Here is a 19,650-nt window from a genome sequence, read left to right as displayed (position 1 = left end):
CCCCGGATTCATCGGCTGAGTCCATGGCGACCGCCATTGGACTTGTCCTGAAACCTACCCCTTGGCGGGCGGTGAATCAATGGATGCCGCCAGGAGGCACCTATTCGCCCAGCAGTCCAACAAGCGTGCGCAACGCAGCATTTCGGAGGCCCTGAACCCCTGGACCGGCAGCAAGGATATCCCGGCTGGACGTCCCCAGGACCTGCGGGTACGCGGCCCCGAACGTCCGGCGCAGGTCCGCAGGGGTGGCCCCCTGCGCGCCCAGTCCCGGGGCGAGGATCGGTCCGCGGACCGACGGCAGGTCCAGGTGCAGGTCAGTCAGCGCCGACCCAACGGTGGCGCCGACGACGAGTCCAACGGACCCCAGGCTGCCGGCGTACCGGCTGTTTTCTGCCGCTGCCGCCGCGACGATCCGCCGGGCCACGGAGTCGGCTCCGCCCACATGCTGCACGGATGCCCCTTCCGGATTGGAGGTCAGGGCGAGGACAAAAACGCCGCGGCCGTTGTCCGCTGCCAGGTCAAACGCCGGGCGGAGCGACTCAAACCCCAGGTAGGGGCTGAGGGTCACGGAGTCGGCCGCCAGGGACGAGCCGTCCCGCAGCCAGGCGTCCGCGTAGGCAGCCATCGTGGAGCCGATATCCCCCCGCTTGGCGTCGGCAATGGTGAGGACCTGCGCCTGCGCTGCCGCGGCCAGGACCTCTTCAAGGACTGCCATCCCGGCCGAGCCGTGGCGCTCGTAAAGCGCCACCTGCGGCTTCACCGCGGCAGCGAGGGAACTGACGGCCTCCAAGACCGTCAGCGAGAACCGCCTCAGCCCTGCGGCGTCGTCGGCCAGTCCCCACTCCTTCAGGAGTGCCGGGTGCGGGTCAATGCCCACGCACAGCGGCCCGCGGGACGCCATGGCCGCCCCGAGCCGGGAGCCGAAGGACTCCCGGCCGGCGGGGCCTGATGAGGTGGAACCGGCCTCAGGCATGCTGCGATACCGCGGACTCGGCTGCCGCGTTCTCCGCGGCTGCCTTCTGGGACGCCACCAGGGCAGCGGCGTGCTCCTGCAGGCTGGTCACTGACCACTCGTAGGTGCGCATGGCCTCGATGGCCTGCACGGCCGCGTTGAACTCGGCCACCGTGGTGATGCAGGGGATGCCGATGGAGGTCGCGGCGGCACGCAGGGCGTAGCCGTCGCTGCGGGCTTCGCCGCCGGAGGGCGTGTTGAAGACCATGTCGATCTCGCCGGCGATAACGAGGTCTGCGATGGTGCCCTCACCTTCGGCGCTGCTTCCCTCGGCGACCTTGCGGACCGTGCTGGCCTGGATGCCGTTGCGGCGCAGGACGTCGGCGGTGCCACCCGTGGAGACGATCTCAAAGCCGAGGTCCGACAGGCGCTTGACAGCCATGATGACCGCACGCTTGTCCCGGTTGGCCACGGAGACGAAGATCTTGCCTTCCGTGGGCAGGGCGTTGTTTGCGGCTGCCTGGCTCTTGGCGAAGGCGGTGTCGAAGTGCTTGTCGATGCCCATGACTTCGCCGGTGGAGCGCATCTCCGGGCCGAGCAGCGAGTCCACAACCTTGCCTTCGGGGGTACGGAAGCGGCTGAACGGAAGCACGGCTTCCTTGACCGAGACGGGAGCGTCGAGCGGCAGCGTGGAGCCGTCGCCGGTTTCCGGCAGCATCTTGTAGGCGGTCCGGAGCTGGTGGATGGTCACGCCGGTGCCGATCAGCGCGGCGGCCTTGGCCATCTGGACTCCAGTGGCCTTGGAGACGAACGGCACGGTGCGCGACGCACGCGGGTTCGCTTCGAGCACGTAGAGAACATCTGAGGCCAGCGCGAACTGGATGTTGATCAAGCCGCGGACGCCCACACCCTCGGCGATGGCGCGGGTTGCTGTGCGGACACGTTCAATCACGTTGTTGCCCAGGGTGATGGGAGGCAGGACACACGCGGAGTCGCCGGAGTGGATTCCGGCCTCCTCGATGTGTTCCATGATGCCGCCCAGGTACATGTCGGTACCGTCGAAGAGCGCGTCAACGTCGATTTCGACGGCGTCCTCCAGGAACCGGTCGATCAGCACCGGGTGGTCCGGGGTGATTTCCGTGGCGTTGGCGATGTACCGGGAGAGGTTCGGCTCGTCGTAGACGATTTCCATGCCACGGCCGCCGAGCACGTAGGACGGGCGGACCAGGACGGGGTAGCCGATCTCGTCGGCGATCTTCTTGGCGTCGTCGAAGGACACCGCGGTGCCGTTCTTCGGAGCGATCAGCCCGGCGTTGTCGAGTACGCGGGAGAACTCGCCGCGGTGCTCAGCGAGGTCGATCGCTTCCGGGGAGGTGCCCAGGATGGGAACGCCGGCGTCGGCCAGCTGCTGTGCCAGCTTCAGCGGGGTCTGGCCTCCGAGCTGCACAAAGACGCCCATCACGCCGCCGGTGCGTTCCTCGGCGGCGATGACCTCGAGGACGTCCTCCAGCGTCAGCGGCTCGAAGTAGAGGCGGGTGGAGACGTCGTAGTCGGTGGAAACCGTCTCCGGGTTGCAGTTGACCATCACGGTCTCGTAGCCGGCCTTGCGCAGCGCCATGGAGGCGTGGACGCACGAGTAATCGAATTCGATGCCCTGCCCGATGCGGTTGGGGCCGGAGCCGAGGATCAGGATGGACGGCTTGGAGTGCAGCGCAATCTCGTCCTCCTCGTCGTATGACGAGTAGTGGTACGGGGTGTAGGCGGCGAACTCGGCGGCGCAGGTATCCACGGTCTTATAGACCGGACGGATCCCGAGGGCCTGCCGGACACCGCGGACCACGGCTTCGGAGTTGTGCGTGAGGGAACCGATCTGCTCGTCCGAGAAGCCGTGGCGCTTGGCGCGCTTGAGCATCTCCACGGTCAGGGACCCGGCTTTGCGGATCTCGTGCGAGATCTCGTTGAGCAACTGGAGCTGGTCCAGGTACCAGGGGTCGATCTTGGTGGCTTCGAACAGCTGTTCCACGGTGGCGCCGCCGAGCAGGGCGCGCTGGACCTGGTGCAGGCGTTCCGTGGTGGGCCGTTTGGCCTTCTCGATCAGCTCCGGGACTTCCCATTCGGGGACGGAGGTGAAGTCCAGCTGCGATCCCTTCTGCTCCAAAGAGCGCAGCGCCTTCTGCAGTGCCTCGGTGAAGTTGCGGCCCATGGCCATGGCTTCGCCCACGGACTTCATGGTGGTGGTGAGGGTGTCGTCGGCGGCCGGGAACTTCTCGAAGGCGAAGCGCGGAACCTTGACCACCACGTAGTCCAGGGTGGGTTCGAACGACGCCGGGGTCTTCTGCGTGATGTCGTTCGGGATCTCGTCCAGCGTGTAGCCGAGGGAGAGCTTGGTGGCGATCTTGGCGATGGCGAAGCCCGTGGCCTTGGACGCCAGGGCGGAGGACCGGGACACACGCGGGTTCATCTCGATGACCACTACCCGGCCGGTGTCCGGCTCAATGGCGAACTGGATGTTGCAGCCGCCGGTGTCCACGCCCACCTCACGGATGACGGCGATGGAGATATCGCGCAGCCGCTGGTATTCGCGGTCCGTCAGGGTCAGCGCCGGTGCCACGGTGATGGAGTCGCCGGTGTGCACGCCCACGGGGTCGAAGTTCTCGATGGAGCAGACCACCACGACGTTGTCGTTTTTGTCGCGCATCATCTCAAGCTCGTATTCCTTCCAGCCGAGGATGCTTTCTTCAAGCAGCACTTCGGTGGTGGGGCTGTACTGCAGGCCCTGGCCGACGATGCGACGCAGGTCATTTTCGTTGTACGCGAGGCCGGAGCCCAGGCCGCCCATGGTGAAAGAGGGCCTGACCACCATCGGGTAGCCGAGGTCCTCGGCGGCTGTGAACGCCTCGTCCAAGGAGTGGATGATGTGGCTGCGGGCCGATTCGGCGCCGCAGCGTTCCACGACGCCCTTGAACTTTTCGCGGTCCTCGCCGAGCTCGATGGCGGCGATGTTCGCGCCGATGAGCTCCACGTTGTACTTTGCCAGCACGCCGTTCTTGTCCAGCGCGATGGCCGTGTTCAGCGCAGTCTGCCCGCCGAGGGTGGGCAGGATGGCGTCCGGGCGTTCCTTGGCGATGATCTTCTCCACCACCTCGGGGGTGATGGGCTCGATGTAGGTGGCATCGGCGAACTCGGGGTCCGTCATGATGGTGGCCGGGTTCGAGTTCACCAGGATGACCCGCAGGCCCTCCTCCTTGAGGACACGCAGTGCCTGGGTGCCGGAGTAATCGAACTCCGCGGCCTGGCCGATGACGATCGGGCCGGAACCGATGACCAGGACGCTCTTAAGGTCAGTTCTCTTGGGCATTACTTCTTGTCCTCAGTCTTGGAATCGGTGGTGATCTTGGTGCCGGCTGCCTTGGTGTGCGCCATCAGATCGATGAAACGGTCAAACAGGTAGGCGGCGTCGTGCGGGCCGGCTGCGGCTTCCGGGTGGTACTGCACTGAGAAGGCGGGGATGTCCAGGCACGCGAGGCCTTCGACGACGTCGTCATTGAGGCTGATGTGGCTGACCTCGACCCGGCCGTAGCGCTCCTCGGGAGCCTGGGTAGCGCCGTCGAGCGGTGCGTCCACGGCGAAGCCGTGGTTCTGCGAGGTGATCTCCACCTTGCCGGTGCGGCGGTCCAGCACGGGCTGGTTGATGCCGCGGTGGCCGTAGCGGAGCTTGTAGGTGCCGAAACCCAGGGCACGTCCCAGGATCTGGTTGCCGAAGCAGATGCCGAAGTACGGCAGCTTCTCGTCCAGGACGGAGCGGAGCAGCTTGACCTGGGCGTCGGCTGTGGCGGGATCGCCCGGGCCGTTGGACATAAAAAAGCCGTCCGGGTTGACGGCTTTGACGTCCTCGAGGGTGGAGGTTGCCGGCAGGACATGCACCCGGACGCCACGCTCAGCGAAGCGGACGGGGGTCATGGCCTTGATGCCGAGGTCTATCGCGGCAATGCTGAAGCGGGGCTCGCCGTCCCAGCCGTGGTCCTGGGGGTCCACCACGTAAGCCTCGCTGACGCTGACTTCCTCGGCCAGGCGGGCGCCCTCCATCGGGGCGCTGGCCAGGACCGCGTCAACGAGTTCCTTGTCCGCAGCCTTCGCGGCCGCACCCGAGAAGATGCCGGCGCGCATGGTTTTGTGCTCGCGCAGGTGGCGGGTGATGGCCCGGGTGTCGACGCCCTGGATGCCGACGATCCCCTGCTCGATGAGTTCCTCGTCCAGGGAGCGTTCGGAGCGCCAGTTGGAGGGGCGGCGGGCGGCGTCGCGGACGATGTAGCCGGCCACCCAGATGCGCCGGGATTCTGCGTCCTCGTCGTTCACACCGGTGTTGCCGATGTGCGGCGCGGTCTGCACCACCAGCTGGCGGGCGTAGGAGGGGTCGGTGATGGTTTCCTGGTAGCCGGTCATGCCGGTGGCAAACACAGCCTCGCCCAGGGCAGTGCCCTGCGCGCCGTAGCTGGTGCCGCGGAACATGCGGCCGTCCTCCAGGACGAATACCGCCGGGGTGGGAACTGCGGTGGAAAGGGCTGCGGGTGCCGCAGTCTTTGCTTGTGCTGTAGCTGTTTCTGTCACTGTCTTACTTTCCACTCTGGGGATCCTGGGAATGTTCCCGGGGGGCTGCGGCGATCAATTGCTGAAGGGAGTGATAGAGGGCGTCTTTGTCGGCGGCCCGGCGGGTCCGGAAGCCGGTGTCGAGTTCGTGGCTTCCGAGGTCCCAGGTGAGGACCAGGAGGCCGTCCTTTTCCACGAACTTGCCGGCCATACCGCTTTCCTGCCGGACGGCGGTGAGGCTTCCTGCCGGGATGTAGAGCGCCGGGGCACCGGTTCTGTCGAAGAGGACGCCGTGCGGGTACACGCTGAGCACGGCATTGGTCCGGATGCCAAGCCTGTGCACCGCGATCCGGTCCAGCCAGTCTCCCGCGGTGGTCGACGCAACGTACTGGCCGTCGGCCCCGGCGAGCGGCACGCCGGGCGCCTCTGGCACGTCGGGCAACCGGCCGACGTCGGCCTGCCGCCTGAGTCGGTTACGCCAGCCTACCCAGATCATCAGCAGGACGACGGCGATAAGCACCGTTGTGATGAGGCCGGTAAGTAGTTTGGTGTCCATCAGGAGGCGCCTGCCGCGGACGCCGCCGATTCGCGGTACGGCGTGTTGAGCTTGCCATCCAGGACGGTGGGGTGGCCCTTGTAGAAGGTGGCCACTACCTTGCCCGGGAGCTCCAGGCCGGCGAACGGGGAGTTGCGGCCCATGGTTGCCATCTTGGCAGGGTCAACGGTCCAGCGTGCCGCCGGGTCCACCAGGATGATGTTGGCGGGTTCGCCGGCGTCCAATGGACGGCCCTGGTCCGTCATCCGGCCGATCTGCGCCGCTGCGGTGGAGGTTACGCGGGCGAAATCGGCCCAGGTCATGAGGCCGGTTTCGATCATGGTGTGCTGGACCACGGACAAGGCTGTTTCCAGCCCGGTCATGCCCATCGCGGCCTGCGCCCACTCGCATTCCTTGTGCTCGCTCGGGTGCGGGGCGTGGTCGGTGCCCACCACGTCAATGGTGCCGTCGGCCAGGCCGGCGCGCAGTGCCTGCACATCGGCGTCGGTCCGCAGCGGCGGGTTGACCTTGTACACAGGGTTGTAGCTGCGGACCAGGTCGTCGGTGAGCAGGAGGTGGTGCGGGGTGACTTCGGCGGTGACGTTGATTCCGCGTTCCTTGGCCCAGCGGATGATCTCCACGGAGCCGGCGGTGGAGACGTGGCAGACGTGAAGACGGGAATCCACGTGCTGCGCCAGCAGGACGTCACGGGCGATGATACTCTCCTCGGCCACCGCCGGCCAGCCGGTGAGTCCCAGGACGGCGGAGACGGCGCCCTCATTCATCTGCGCTCCGGCGGTAAGGCGTGGTTCCTGCGCGTGCTGGGCCACCACGCCGTCGAACGCTTTGACGTACTCCAGGGCGCGGCGCATCAGCACGGGATCGTGGACGCAGATGCCGTCGTCGGAGAACATGCGGACCTGGGCGCGGGAATCTGCCATGGCGCCGAGTTCGGCCAACTGCTCGCCGGCCAGGCCGACGGTCACGGCGCCGACGGGACGGACGTCCACCCAGCCGGCCGCGCGGCCCAGGCTGTGGACCTGTTCCACCACACCGGCGGTATCTGCCACCGGGTTGCTGTTGGCCATGGCATGGACCGCCGTGAAGCCGCCCAGGGCGGCGGCGCGGGTGCCGGTCTCTACGGTTTCGGCATCTTCGCGGCCGGGTTCGCGCAGGTGTGTGTGCACGTCCACCATGCCGGGCAGTGCCACCAGGCCGGCGGCTTCGATGACGGTGGCACCGTCCGCGTCCTTGTGGGTCGCAGCGGCTGCTCCCCGTGCGGCGATGACGCCGTCACTGATGAGCAGGTCCTCGGCCCCGGCGCCCAGGATCGATGCACCGCGGATCAGGTATGTTCCGTTGTTCTCTGCCATCAGTTGCTCTCCTTGGTGGAATGGGCGGCGTTGGAACGCGCTGCATTAATGTGGGCTGCGCCAGCTGTGACGGCTGGTTCGCGGGTATCCCCGGAGAGCAGCAGATAGAGGGTGGCCATCCGGACCGAGACGCCGTTGCGTACCTGTGCAAGGACGGTGGAACGGGGCGAGTCAGCGGCGGCGGAAGAGATCTCCAGGCCACGGTTCATGGGTCCGGGATGCATGATGATGGTGTCCTTCAGTCCCAGGCTGTCCAGGGCCCGGAGCCGGTTGTCATCAAAGCCCCAGCGGCGCGAGTATTCGCGGGTGGAGGGGAAGAACGAGGCGTTCATCCGCTCGCCCTGCACGCGCAGCATCATCACGGCGTCCACACCCTGCGCCAGGGTGTCGTCCATGTTGTAGCTGACCTTGCACGGCCAGTGTTCGACGCCGATGGGCAGCAGGGTGGGTGGTGCCACGAGGGTGACGTCGGCTCCGAGGGTGCGCAGCAGCCAAACGTTGGAGCGGGCCACGCGGGAGTGCAGGACATCCCCGGCGATGGCTACCCGCATGCCTTTGAGGTCTGCCCCGATGGACGAGGAGCCCGCCAGTTTTGACCAGTGCCGGCGCATGGTGAAGGCGTCCAGGAGTGCCTGCGTGGGGTGTTCGTGGGTGCCGTCGCCGGCATTGATGACGGCGGCGTCGATCCAGTCGGTCGCGGCGAGCCGGTGCGGCGCGCCCGAGGCCCAGTGCCGGATCACGACGGCGTCTGCGCCCATGGCTGCCAGCGTTTGGGCTGTGTCCTTGAGGGATTCGCCCTTGGAGACGGAGGAGCCTTTCGCGGCGAAGTTGATGACGTCGGCGGACAGCCTCTTGGCGGCCGCTTCGAAGGAGATCCGCGTGCGGGTTGAGTCTTCGAAGAAGAGGTTCACCACGGTGCGGCCGCGGAGGGCCGGGAGCTTCTTGACTTCGCGGTCCCCGACGGCAGCCATTTCCTCGGCGGTGTCGAGGATGCGGATGGCGTTGGCCAGGCTGAGGTCTTCGGTGGAGAGGAGGTGTTTCACGCGCCGCCCTCGATAACCACTTCGTTGACTACGGAGCCATTGGCGGCGGTGTCGGTTTCCTCCAGGCGGACCCGGACCTTCTCGGCGGACGAGGTGGGCAGGTTCTTGCCCACATGGTCGGCCCGGATGGGCAGCTCACGGTGCCCGCGGTCGATCAGCACAGCGAGCCGGACGATCCGCGGACGGCCGAGGTCGATAATGGCGTCAAGGGCGGCACGGATCGTGCGGCCGGAATACAGGACATCATCGATGAGCACCACAACCTTGTTATCTATTCCCGTGCGCGGGAGCTGTGTGGGGTACGGCGGTCTGGTGGGCTGGTGGGAAAGGTCATCGCGGAACATGGTGACGTCCAGCTGCCCGACAATGGCGGTGGCGTCCACGGTGGGATCGGCGGCGGCAATCTTGTGTGCGAGGCGGACGGCCAGCGGGTAACCACGGCGCGGGATTCCCAGCAGGACCAGGTCCTTGGACCCTTTGTTAGCCTCAAGGATCTCATGGGCGATTCGAGTGAGTGCACGGTCAATGTCCGCCTGGTTGAGGACAACCCTGGCTGGAACCGGTGCGTTTGTGACAGAAGTCAAACTCTCGTCTCCCCTTTCCCCGCCTCACGGGACGGAATTAAAAAAGGATCATTTGCGTTTCAAAATTACCACATCGGCAGGGGCATCATAGGCTTCGAGTATGTCCAAGCACCCCCATCAGCCGGGTTCCGGCCAGGCCGGCGGGCCGGCCGGTCCACGGGATCCCTTCCCCAGGCAGGCCAACCCCAGTTGGATGGGCCGGGTGGAACCGGAATACTACCGCCCGGCGCCCGGAACCAACGCAGCTGCCCTGCCGCCCCTGGGGCCTCCGCCGGCAAGTCTGGCGGGCAGGATGGCGGTCCGGCGATCCACCGGCCTCCTGGCACTGACCGTGGGGGGCGGCGCCCTCGTCTTTCTCAGCCTGTTCCTGGTGGTGCCGTTCCTGCTCGCCAACACCGGCGTGGGCGGATTCATGGTGGGGTTTGTGCTGTCACTGGTTCCGCTGTCCGCAGTGCTCCTGGCTGTCTACCTGATCGACCGGTGGGAACCTGAACCCAAGCGGCTCCTGTTCTTCGCGTTCACCTGGGGCGCCGCCGTGTCCATCGCCGTCACACTGCTGATCCAGCCGTTCTTCGTCCTGACCTTCCGTTTCAGCGACGTGGCTGACGTCCGGACGTTTATGGCCACCGTCCAGGCGCCCGTGGTGGAGGAGTTCGCCAAGTCTTTGGGCCTGCTCATGATCCTGCTGCTGGCGCGCAAACACTTCGACGGGCCGGTGGACGGTGTGGTGTTTGCCTTCACCATCGCCGGCGGCTTCGCGTTCACCGAAAACATCCTCTACTTTGGCCGGGCCATCGCCGAATCCGCCAACCCTGGAACGGACCTGGCCCAGGTCTTCCTGCTCCGTGGGGTGATGTCCCCGTTCGCGCATGCCATCTTCACCGGAACCACCGGGCTCATCATGGGTTTCGCCTCCCGCCGCTGGCACTCCGGAGCCTCCGTGCTGGCCTTTGTCATCGGACTGATCCCGGCCATGCTGCTGCACAACCGGTGGAACAGCATGGCCGCGGGGTTCTTGGCGGAGTACATCATGATCCAGGTGCCCATCTTTCTGCTGGCCGTTGTGGGGATCATCCTGCTCCGTGTGGCAGAGAACCGGCTGACGCGCCAACGGCTGATGGAATATTCCGCGGCCGGATGGTTCAGCCCCGCCGAGGTGGAACTGTTGGCCACACCACGCGGCAGACGTACCGCGCTGCAGTGGGCCGCCGGCTACAACCGCCGTCCGCAGATGAAGGCCTTCCTGCACTCCGCCACCCGGCTCGCATTCACCAGGCAGCGCATCCTCAGTGGCCGCGATGTCCGGCTTCACCAGTTGGAGGAACAGCAGCAGCTGCAGGGTATCCTCTCGTTGCGGGCCGCCGTCGCAAGCTGAGCCGGGATCCCCGGCTACGTTCTTTGGAGTTCTTCGGGCAGTGCCGCCGTCAGTGACAGTGCCTCGTCGAGGACTTTGCCGAAGTTCGCCGCATCGTGGGCGAACCGGCCCGGGAAAGTCCGGAGACGCCGTCGAGCGCGGGCAGCAGCCCTGCCTTGGCTGACCCGCCATAGATGACCGGCAGCTCCCCCAATGCGTTGCCTGCCTCGTGCGAATGGGCAGCCAGCGTCGCTGATCTGCTGATGGACAAACGCAGCCGCCTGATCGGCTCCGTTCCCGTTTGTTCCATGGCGTGTGTCCTCACCCACGCACAGCAGCGGGGAGATGCCGGCGTCGTTTCCTCCAAAGAGCTGGCCACGGCGGCCTCAGGTCCGGTTATCTCGCGGCGGGCACGCATTGCCAGGTTGCCCTTGCGGTAGGCCGGCCAGTCTGCGGGGGCGGCCCAGTAGTGTTCGAGTTCCTCATCGAGCCAAAGCAGGGTGCGGGAAAGCCCGGACATGTCCAGGCTCGTGTCCAACTCCCCGCACTCCGGTTCAACCACGGTCAGCCCGGCGTTGACGAGGAGTTTCTCGATCTTGCCGAAAAGGAGGAAAAGTTCGTCGTACTTGACGGTTCCGAGGTGCGGATCCGGTCGGAGACATCGGTGAGTTTCAGTTGGCCACGGCGGTCAAGCAGGGCAGACTGGTCTAGAGCCAGTCCTACACCGCGGATGTCTCCTAACTCTCCTGCTGCGCCTCCTGACCACCCTTCCCCTCCACACGGATGAAGCCCTCCATGAGCACGACTTCATCGACCTCACCGACAGTCTGACCTCACAGAAAATCGGCATCGTCCCCGCACCCTCACAGACAGTTGCTTGCCGGCGCCGTCCGGCGGGGGTGCACTGCAACTACGGGTTCAGGTTTTCGGGATTGAGTACAGCGGCCTGGCCGTCGGTAAAGAATCCGTCGCCGGTTGCGTTGTGTCCCTGCTGGGCGTCTACGACGTGCACCAGGTGGGGCTGTGCCACTTTCAGTGATTGCAGGATGTAGGCCCTCTCCGCGTCGATATTCGGGTCGATGTGATGGGTTGGCAATCCGGACGTCGTTCCTATCCCGATGCCGCGGTCGAAGCTGGCCGTGGCGACCCACACGGGTTGGACGCCGATGGTAAAATTGGTCCTCCAGATCCTTGTGTGGTGCCGCTGTACCAGGGTGTTGGCGTCGGTGGGTTTTTCGAATGCCACTGTCTCCGGCCGGGCATCCAGGTAGGACGGCGTGACCGGAGCGGTGAGGTACTGCTCGTTGCGTACTGCGACGAGGATGGAACGCAGGGTGTTGCCCAGGGTCGAGGGGTCGGCTTTGTACCATCCGGCCCTTTTGAACAGGTCCTCGATCTGCTGCTGGCTGCCGAGGTAGATGAAGTTGATCGGTTCCATTCTGGCCCCGGTCAATGTTTCGCTGTAGGTGGGCAACTGCCTGATGGCGGCCGCGTCCAACGCAGGCAACGCCTGGGCTGTCTCCTGACGTTCAAGGACGGTCAGGGGCGTAAGCTGGGCGCCGAACATCCCGGCGAACAGCAAGGGAGCGGCCACGGCGATTAGCAGCGGCTGTTTGACCGCGGCGCTGAGTTTCACCGGTTGGACCAGGTGGAACCGGTCGTTGATCTCCAACGGTGTGATGATGCCGGCGAGAAGGAACAAACCCAGGGCGAGACTGCCCAGGATGTCGCTGGGGTAGTGGACGCCCAAATATATCCGGCTGATTCCGACCAGCAAGACGGCGGTTAGCGCTGCCAGGACGATCAGTAGCCTGGCTATGGAGGACTTGATGGCGCGGCACAGCAGGTAGGCGGTGAGTCCGGCTATGACGGTCGCTGTCAGGGTGTGTCCGCTGGGAAAACTGAAGCCGTTTTCGGTCAGCAGGCCCAGGGAGCGGTCCGGCCGGGGCCGTGCGACGATCTGCTTGATCACCGTGGAGGTGGCGCTTTCCAGGCCAAAGGCGGCCGCCAGCAGGACCGGTACCCACCATTGTCGCCGCCGCCGGGACGCCAGGCTCAGGACGATGAGGAAAACGATAACCGACGTTGAACTCGCGGCAAAGGTAACGACGCTGAAGAACGCGTTTTGCCCGTCGGTGCGGATGTCCGGCACGAGATTGAGGATCCGCTGGTCGATGCCGGCGAACGAGGTCTTCAGGACGACCGCTCGTGTGAGGCTGATGAAAAGCCAGAGGGCGGCGGCCGCGGCCGCGGCACCGATGGTCAGGACGAGTCCGGTTGGCCGTTTCATCGAGAGCCGGCGGCCTGCCCAGCCGACGAGGCGCGGGTAGCGTCGGCGGAGCCGTACGACGTAGGTGTTGGCCCGGACGCCTTCCCAGGCGGAGACCAGTATCGACCACGCGATTTTCAGCGGTGTGCGCAGGACCATGATCAGGCTGAAGACGAACAGAATGATCAACAGCAGCTGCACGAGCAAGGCGGCCGCAAAGATCAACGGGATCCCGACAACATCCAGGGTATTCAGCAGATAGGCGTTCAGGGCAGTAAAAACAACAACAGCCAGCAGGGCTGCCTCGTACCAGAGCGTCTGTACGCTGATCATTCCCGGCCGCCTTTTCCGTCCGCCGGGCGGGGGGATTGTGGTTTGATTCATCCTGGCTCCGTCCGGTCCCGGCCCGTGTCCGCGACTGCCGGGGAAATCCCTGCGGTGCGGGGATGACGGCTGAATACTCCGACGGCGGCGGTCAGGAGGGCCAGTGCGCCGTAGCCGGCCGCGAGGCCCGTGGCGGCGGCGACCGCCCCTACCAGCATCGGGCCGCCCGCGTCGCCGAGTTCGCGGCCGACTTCGGCGGCGCCTATGGTCTGGCCCAGCCGCTCAGGCGGTGTGGCGGTGGCCAGGGCCGCAAAGGCCACCGGGGTGATGATGCCCGTTCCGGCGCCGATGGCCGCGGCGGCCGCCAGCAGCCCGGCGTTCCCGGGTAGCATGGCGGTGGCCAGGCCTACGGCCGTGAGCGCCAGGCCCAGGCCCGCGAGGCGGCCCGGATGACGGGCTGGTGTATCGGATGCCCTGCCGGCGAGGGGCTGGGCGACGGCGCCGCAGACGGCCAGGACCGAGACGGCAGCTCCGGTGGCGACGGGCCCCAGACCCGCTGCTGCCCCAGAGAGGGGAAGGAAGCCGACGCCGACCGACAGGGCCGCCGCCACGGGCACGGCCAGGAAGGCCCACACGGCTACCGCCAGTGCCAGGAGTGCGGTGAGGGTGAACAGCAGTTTCAGCCCGCTGGAGGCCACCAGTATTCCTCCGATCAACGGGCCGGCGGTGTATCCGATGCTTTTGTAGAACCCGTAGGAGCCGAACGCTCTGCCCTGGCGGCCCGTGGGGTTCAGCCGGGCAACCAGGGCAGAGGCTGCCGGGGAGAACGCTGAGGCGGCTGCGCCTTGGCCCAGTCGTGCCAGCCACAGCCATGCCCGATCCCGGGCAAGGACGAAGGCTGCGGAAAAGAGTGCGAAGGCGGCCAGACCGCCGAGCAGGACCGGTCTGGCGCCGATCCGGTCCGAGAGTGTCCCGAAAACGGGTTTGAGAAGCACCTCGGCCCCGTCGTACAGGGCCAGCATCGCCCCGAGTAGCAGCAGAAACTGGCTGTGGCCGATGCTGTAGGCGCCGAGGTTCGCCGCCACGGCATTGGCACCGAACGCCGTGGTGAAGCCGGCTGCATATAGGGGGAACAGATGCCGCCAGGGGCTTGGAACCCCGGCGCCCTGTGCGTCGGCTGTCATTGATCGGGCTCGGGCTCCGGCGCGGATCCGGAAACGGGCGCGCTGGGGCGGCGTTCCCGGCGTGCTTTGCGCACGCGCCAAACGATGTACGCGATCACGGCCACCACCAGCACCACGGCCGTGATGTCGCGTCCGGCTGTCTTGGCGACGGCTTCGTAGGAGTTGCCGGCCAGGAAACCCAGCAGCACAAACCCCGCCCCCCAGACCAGGCCGCCGGCGGCGTTGAAGACCAGAAACCGGGGATAGTGCATCCGGGACGTCCCGGCCAGGGCAGGCATGACCGCCCGGAAGAACGCCACAAACCGGCCGAGGAAGACCGCCGATCCTCCGCGGCGGCGCAGGAAGTCCTGCGCCTTGTCCAGTTTGGCGCGGCGTTTGTTCATGACCTTCAGGTTCAGGACCCGGGGGCCGAAGTGTTTGCCGATCTCGTAGCCGACCGTGTCCCCCACAACGGCGGCCAGCACGACCAGGACCATCATCGTCCAGAGCTCCACGTGGCCCCGGCTGGCGACGACGCCTCCGAGGACCGCCGCTGTCTCTCCCGGGATCACGAACCCGATGAACAAAGCGTCCTCAGCGAACACCAGCAGCCCCACCAAGGTCAACGCCAGGACCGGGTTGACGTTCAGGATGCTGTCCAGGAACGCGCTCACCCGGCACCGCTTCCCCGGGTTCGAAGACCGCGGGCCCCACTCGGGAAGTGCTCGACAACTGGATCCTGGTTCACGGCCTGCTCCTCGCGTGTCGCGCCAACCGGCAGAAATCCGGCCTTCAAGTAACAAATGATATCCCCGCGCTGGCCGTAGAAAATTTTTCGGGCCATGCGGTGCGGGGATTCCTGGACGGTGAGTTGAACATGGATCGAGCGACGGTAGCTCTCGTCATCCGGGTCATACATGGCAAGGAGATGCAGTGTCTTGGCGGCGCGGCCGTATTCAGCGAACGCTGCGCCGAGCGGGGTGGGGCTGCTGTCACGGCCCAGCATCCGCAACAGGTCATAGTCGGCGACCGAACCGCTGTGCAGGGATCCCACGACACGCAGCATGTCCGCCCACTGGACCCGGATGCGCCCGGCCGATAGCTTGTTCGTCCCGACAGCGTTCAGAGCGCCGTAGTCGGCGGCCCGCCCGCCGGGTATGGTGAGGCGCCAGAGACGCTGGTCGGGCATATCAGCCAGACGCGGGCTGAACTGGTAGCCGAGCAGACGGAAGAGCCCGAACACGATGTCGGAGTAGGATGCGGTGGCCGTCGCGATCATCTGCGGTGCGGGTCCGCCGTCACGGTTGAGGATCACATCCGGGACGTGAAGGGAGTCGCGCATCGTCCCCGTGACCACGACGGCCCCGATGCCGGAGACCTGATCGTTGATGGCGTTGAGCCAGGTCACGCCGCGCCCCTGACCGAAATAGTGCGGATTCGGGCCGGCATCCAGGGTGCGGACCGGGACAACGAACCGTAATCCGTCGACGGAGGCAACCTGGCCACCGCCCCACGCCTGAGCCGTCGCAACGCCGGCCTGGGCATCGATGAGACGGGCGTTGACGGCGGCCAGAGTATCGCTGCGCAGGTAGTTCTGCGCCACGTGCGGGAGCCGGCGCCGGCTCAGGGCCGGATGGCCGTGTTTGATCACCGGGGCGAATCCGAGGTTGCAGCCTTCAGCGACCAGTACCGCGGCCATCGACGTGGCCAGATCGGCGAGCCCGGAACCGGACGCCCGCTCTGTCATGCCCAGGTGCGTGAAATCGTTCAAATGGCAGGTCCAGGCGTTCACCTCGAGCAGCACGTCCGGCAGATCCACCCGGGCAGCATCCGCTCGACGGTGTCCCGCAACACGGTCAGCGTGTCCGGTTCCGGCAGCGGTTCCAGCCGCGACTGATTCACCCGTGTCCGCCCCTCCGCACCTGTTTCCAAACGAATCGGGGCGGCGACGGAGGTCGCAGCCGGGCGGATCCTGGCGGCGAGACCCGTGTAGGCAGCGCCGAGCCGTGCGGCAAGGTCGCCGAGATGGGTTTCAACGGGGGCGTGTAACCGCAGGGCCGTGAGAACACCGGGTCGGGCCTGTTCCCATGCCTCACCATCGAGAAGGCGGGCCCGCGGATCGCCTCATCGGGCGGAACCCACCGCGTAGACACCCCGGCGACGCAGCGCCCGATGCAGCGACTCGAGCACGCACAGCGTGTACACCCGGTGATCCACGATCTCATCCGGCGATTCCGTGCCGGGAAACACCAGCCGCCGCCACGTCCCGGTCACCACCTCGTCCACGATCTCTGACCGGGTAACCCGATTGCGTCCAACCAGGCCCCCCAGACCCCGGACCGCGGTCAACAGCGGGCTGCCCGCCGGCGTTGCGGCTAACGGCAGGACATTAGCGATCACCGTCAAAAATGGTCGGACCGTGGCGTATCGCTTCACCAGTTCCGCCTGGCCTTGGTCCGCGTCCTCCCCGGCGTCGGGGGCTAGCCCCCGACCGTCGCCACCGCGGCCATGAGCCGCTCCCGCGAGGTGGCCGCCTGCAACCGGGCCCGCGCCTCAGCCGGGCCCAGCCCAGCGCTCTGGACCTCGGAACATTCCAGCATCACCTTGGCCGCCGCAGCCAACGACACCGACGACCGCCTCAGCTGAGGCAAGGACCGCATCCGGTCCTTGGCCGCCGCACGCACCGCGGGCCCGATGAGCTTTGTCGCCATCAGAACCGAAAACAAATCAACCGCATCATCGACCGCGGATACCCGCAGAGCCCCGGCGGTGGCAACCAACGTCGCCCAACGGCGATGCTCCGGCATGCGCCGCAGCATCGCCGGATCCGATGACAGACACTGTCGAGCCAGCACCTCCACGCGCCCCGCCGCAATCTCGCGCAGATCAACGCCGCCTGCACCCAACCCAGCGATCTCCGCGGCGCGTTCCAGTGCCCGCACCATCTCCGGCCCCGACGCCCGGGTCGGAGCACGACGCAACCTCTCCAACCCCGACGAAAGAGAATCAGCCGGCACCGCGCGCAAACCATCAAGCCCGCGACCAAGCTCTGCAGAAACCCGTCCCGCCAACACCGAATGCAAGCGGTCGCCGGCCTCGCCCCTGACCTCAGCGACGAGCCTGGCCAACACACTCACACCCGGAAGCAGGACCCGCTCCGCACGAATCCATGCCACGCCCTGATCGAAGAGCTGGGTCGGCCGCTCCGCCAGCGTCCACGCGCGAGCCGTCAGGAAGCTCCTGAATTCGGCGGCAGTCCCGGGCGCCGACAGCCGCCTATACCCATAAGCCTGCGCTATCTCCCACCGGTGCTCGTACGGCGTCTTCGACCGTTCTGCGTAACTCCCCAAAACGGAACCGCCGACGATCCCAAGTTGCGTTGCCACGAAATCAACCAACTCCAGATCCCGGTCATCGAGGAAGAAGAACCGTTCCAACTCAGCCCGCGAAACCGGACCCGCGAACTGCGCATACACCGCTACCTGGTCATCACTGAGAAACTCAACTGGCATGACGCTAACGTAAAGCCAACGCAGAAGGCTTAGCGCCAACCGCTGTTCCGCTGCAGGTCAGACCCCTGGTCCGGTGGCTGTAGGCGAAGTTTTCTGCCCAGTCCGTCGTGTGGATCACGCTGCGGCGGATGGCGGAAATGACCGGGATACCGATGCCCACATTTCCCTGCGGTCTGCTTGAACCCGGCAAGCCGCTCCTAGCTCAGATCGCCCGGACGGACCCAGCTGTCGGTCAGGTCTGCGTTGTCAAAGCCGGCATCCTTGACCTCGGTCAGGACCTCCGCCCAACTGGATGCGTCGGCGGCGTTGATCTGCGCGCCTTTGGCGTCTGTTCCCGGAAACCGCAGCAGCGCTGCGGTGATGGGCCAATTCTCAGCTGTGTAAGCCACGATGCTTCATTCCTTCGTAATCCTCTTTCCTATAGGAACTACTATCAAAATGGAGTTGTCAAGATCACAACCTGGCGGGGTCCTCCCCAGTTACCGCAACCTACATTGGCCTGGGATCAGCTTTCCGGGGCGTCGGCAATGGTCGACAAACGAAGGCCCCCGCGGTGCAGATTTCAAGTCCTCGACAGACTACTCGAGCTCGGCCAGGCCACGCTGGTTGATGCGTTCACAGGCCAGCCGGGCGTTGACCGGTTCGATTGCCAGCCGGGCCTCCACCAGCTCCGCAAAATCCTCTCGGATGAAAACGGGAGCCACACGGTAGCCTCTTCAGCGCCAGCCTCCGGACCATCCCGGTATGCTCAAGCCGCGCCACGGACTCGCGCACCGGGGTGGGCGAAACGTCCAATTCGCGGGCCGTCCCGTCAATGCTGACCACGTCACCGGGCGTCAGCCGGCCATCCATAAGGGAAGCCAAGAGCCCCGGCCAGGCGGACCTGGTCGGGGCTCTTTATGACGCCGTGCACGGACTCGCGGCCAGGGCCGCAGCAGCTCAGGCGAGCAGCGACGGCTTCAGCTGCTGCAGCCGGCCGAGGAGGCCGTTAATGAACGACGGCGATTCATCCGTTGAGAGCGTCTTGGACAGCGCTACTGCCTCACTGACCGCGACGCCATCGGGAACGTCATCGTTATACAGCAGTTCCCAGGTGCCGATCCGCAGGATAATACGGTCCACCGAAGGCATACGTTCCAAGGTCCAACCCTGCGAGTAGGTCTCCAGGAATTCGTCAATGGCGGTCTGCTGTGAGACGACGCCCTCCACGATTTCGAGGGTGTACGGGTTCACGATCTGGTCAGTCAGTTCTCGCCGGGACCTGAGTACATCAAAAGCGGAAACCGAGCGCTGCTCAGCTTCGAAAAGAACGTCCAGTGCCCTGTTGCGGGCCTTACCGCGTGCGCTCACTACTCGCTGACCCGGCCAAGGTAGCTGCCGTCGCGAGTATCGACTTTGACCTTGGTGTTGTTTTCGACGAACAGCGGAACCTGGATCTCGTAGCCCGTTTCCAGTGTTGCAGGCTTGGTGCCAGCGGACGAGCGGTCGCCCTGCAGGCCAGGCTCGGTGTACGTGATTTCCAGGACAACACTGGGCGGAAGCTCAATGTACAGCGGGTTGCCTTCGTGGATGGCGATGTTCACCATCTGGTTCTCCAGCATGAAGTTGGTGGCGTCGCCAACAGTGGCGCCGGAGACCGTGAGCTGGTCGAAGTCCGAGGTGTCCATAAACACGAAGTCGGCGCCGTCCTGGTACAGGTACTGGTAGTCGCGGCGGTCAACCGTGGCGGTCTCGATCTTAAGGCCGGCGTTGAACGTCTTGTCTACAACTTTGCCGGACATCACGTTCCGCATCTTGGTCCGCACAAACGCGCCACCTTTGCCGGGCTTGACGTGCTGGAATTCGATGATGTTCCAGAGCTGGCCCTCGAGCTTAAGGACCGTTCCGTTCTTGATGTCGTTAGTGGTTGCCACTGGTATCCTCTGGTTTCTATCTGTCTGGTCAGTTGTCAGAC

General features: G+C 65.8%; 13 protein-coding genes and 4 pseudogenes. 1 reads left to right on the top strand and 16 read right to left on the bottom strand.

The window, feature by feature from the left end; translation table 11 throughout:
* Positions 1–100: 100 nt before the first annotated feature.
* The 7 genes from pyrF to pyrR are packed head-to-tail and all read right to left on the bottom strand — an operon-like array spanning position 101 to position 9,074.
* Entirely contained in the window at positions 101–973 is an 873-nt protein-coding gene (gene pyrF, locus ACQCS0_RS10680; RefSeq protein ID WP_354155022.1) for an orotidine-5'-phosphate decarboxylase, read from the bottom strand.
* Positions 966–4,310, bottom strand: a complete 3,345-nt coding sequence (gene carB / locus ACQCS0_RS10675; RefSeq protein WP_354155021.1) for a carbamoyl-phosphate synthase large subunit — start codon at positions 4,308–4,310, stop codon at positions 966–968. Before carB ends, pyrF begins: the two co-directional genes overlap by 8 nt.
* The gene (gene carA / locus ACQCS0_RS10670) at positions 4,310–5,584 is read right to left on the bottom strand and encodes a glutamine-hydrolyzing carbamoyl-phosphate synthase small subunit (RefSeq protein WP_426939552.1); all 1,275 of its coding nucleotides are present in this window, start codon (positions 5,582–5,584) and stop codon (positions 4,310–4,312) included. Before carA ends, carB begins: the two co-directional genes overlap by 1 nt.
* On the bottom strand, positions 5,565–6,095 hold the full coding sequence (locus ACQCS0_RS10665; protein WP_354155020.1) for a hypothetical protein: 531 nt from the start codon (positions 6,093–6,095) through the stop codon (positions 5,565–5,567). Before ACQCS0_RS10665 ends, carA begins: the two co-directional genes overlap by 20 nt.
* Complete coding sequence (locus tag ACQCS0_RS10660) at positions 6,095–7,447, bottom strand: dihydroorotase (RefSeq protein WP_282330677.1); 1,353 nt, start codon at positions 7,445–7,447, stop codon at positions 6,095–6,097. The genes ACQCS0_RS10665 and ACQCS0_RS10660 overlap by 1 nt, the downstream gene beginning before the upstream one ends.
* Positions 7,447–8,490 carry an aspartate carbamoyltransferase catalytic subunit gene (locus tag ACQCS0_RS10655; protein WP_354155019.1) on the bottom strand — a complete coding sequence of 348 codons (1,044 nt, stop codon included), beginning with the start codon at positions 8,488–8,490 and terminating at the stop codon, positions 7,447–7,449. The genes ACQCS0_RS10660 and ACQCS0_RS10655 overlap by 1 nt, the downstream gene beginning before the upstream one ends.
* A complete protein-coding gene (gene pyrR / locus ACQCS0_RS10650) occupies positions 8,487–9,074 on the bottom strand; it encodes a bifunctional pyr operon transcriptional regulator/uracil phosphoribosyltransferase PyrR (RefSeq protein ID WP_354155018.1) in 588 nt (195 codons plus the stop codon). The genes ACQCS0_RS10655 and pyrR overlap by 4 nt, the downstream gene beginning before the upstream one ends.
* 100 nt (positions 9,075–9,174) lie before the next feature.
* On the opposite strand from pyrR, the gene ACQCS0_RS10645 reads away from it, so the two are divergent.
* Positions 9,175–10,449 carry a PrsW family intramembrane metalloprotease gene (locus ACQCS0_RS10645; RefSeq protein ID WP_426938373.1) on the top strand — a complete coding sequence of 425 codons (1,275 nt, stop codon included), beginning with the start codon at positions 9,175–9,177 and terminating at the stop codon, positions 10,447–10,449.
* Between the two features lie 322 nt (positions 10,450–10,771).
* Here the strand turns inward: ACQCS0_RS10645 and ACQCS0_RS10640 are convergent.
* The 9 genes and pseudogenes from ACQCS0_RS10640 to efp form a co-directional block, all read right to left on the bottom strand.
* A pseudogene (locus ACQCS0_RS10640) lies at positions 10,772–11,068 on the bottom strand (dihydroxyacetone kinase subunit DhaK); the annotation flags it as partial.
* 270 nt (positions 11,069–11,338) lie between these two features.
* Entirely contained in the window at positions 11,339–13,030 is a 1,692-nt protein-coding gene (locus ACQCS0_RS10635; protein ID WP_354155017.1) for an LssY C-terminal domain-containing protein, read from the bottom strand.
* 47 nt (positions 13,031–13,077) lie between these two features.
* Complete coding sequence (locus ACQCS0_RS10630; RefSeq protein ID WP_354155016.1) at positions 13,078–14,205, bottom strand: MFS transporter; 1,128 nt, start codon at positions 14,203–14,205, stop codon at positions 13,078–13,080.
* Positions 14,202–14,858, bottom strand: a complete 657-nt coding sequence (locus tag ACQCS0_RS10625) for a DedA family protein (protein ID WP_354155015.1) — start codon at positions 14,856–14,858, stop codon at positions 14,202–14,204. The genes ACQCS0_RS10630 and ACQCS0_RS10625 overlap by 4 nt, the downstream gene beginning before the upstream one ends.
* 131 nt (positions 14,859–14,989) lie before the next feature.
* Positions 14,990–17,696: pseudogene (locus tag ACQCS0_RS10620) on the bottom strand (Tn3 family transposase); the annotation flags it as partial.
* Between the two features lie 67 nt (positions 17,697–17,763).
* Positions 17,764–18,085, bottom strand: a pseudogene (locus ACQCS0_RS10615) (sugar phosphate isomerase/epimerase); the annotation flags it as partial.
* 192 nt (positions 18,086–18,277) lie between these two features.
* Positions 18,278–18,563 (bottom strand): annotated as a pseudogene (locus tag ACQCS0_RS10610) (GntR family transcriptional regulator); the annotation flags it as partial.
* 72 nt (positions 18,564–18,635) lie between these two features.
* Entirely contained in the window at positions 18,636–19,046 is a 411-nt protein-coding gene (gene nusB, locus ACQCS0_RS10605) for a transcription antitermination factor NusB (protein ID WP_056340263.1), read from the bottom strand.
* The gene (gene efp / locus ACQCS0_RS10600; protein WP_056340266.1) at positions 19,046–19,609 is read right to left on the bottom strand and encodes an elongation factor P; all 564 of its coding nucleotides are present in this window, start codon (positions 19,607–19,609) and stop codon (positions 19,046–19,048) included. The genes nusB and efp overlap by 1 nt, the downstream gene beginning before the upstream one ends.
* Between the last annotated feature and the right edge of the window lie 41 nt (positions 19,610–19,650).

Source organism: Pseudarthrobacter sp. S6, assembly GCF_050156575.1.
Taxonomy (GTDB): Bacteria; Actinomycetota; Actinomycetes; order Actinomycetales; family Micrococcaceae; genus Arthrobacter.
Note: the sequence above shows the minus strand (reverse complement) of the source record. Positions and strands in the feature narration are given on the sequence as shown.

What these genes read in the sequence shown, in the direction of transcription:
- pyrF (WP_354155022.1), bottom strand. Translation starts at nt 973, where the DNA reads ATGCCTGAGGCCGGTTCCACCTCATCAGGCCCCGCCGGCCGGGAGTCC.
- carB (WP_354155021.1), bottom strand. Translation starts at nt 4,310, where the DNA reads ATGCCCAAGAGAACTGACCTTAAGAGCGTCCTGGTCATCGGTTCCGGC.
- ACQCS0_RS10665 (WP_354155020.1), bottom strand. Translation starts at nt 6,095, where the DNA reads ATGGACACCAAACTACTTACCGGCCTCATCACAACGGTGCTTATCGCC.
- ACQCS0_RS10660 (WP_282330677.1), bottom strand. Translation starts at nt 7,447, where the DNA reads ATGGCAGAGAACAACGGAACATACCTGATCCGCGGTGCATCGATCCTG.
- ACQCS0_RS10645 (WP_426938373.1), top strand. Translation starts at nt 9,175, where the DNA reads ATGTCCAAGCACCCCCATCAGCCGGGTTCCGGCCAGGCCGGCGGGCCG.
- ACQCS0_RS10635 (WP_354155017.1), bottom strand. Translation starts at nt 13,030, where the DNA reads ATGATCAGCGTACAGACGCTCTGGTACGAGGCAGCCCTGCTGGCTGTT.
- ACQCS0_RS10630 (WP_354155016.1), bottom strand. Translation starts at nt 14,205, where the DNA reads ATGACAGCCGACGCACAGGGCGCCGGGGTTCCAAGCCCCTGGCGGCAT.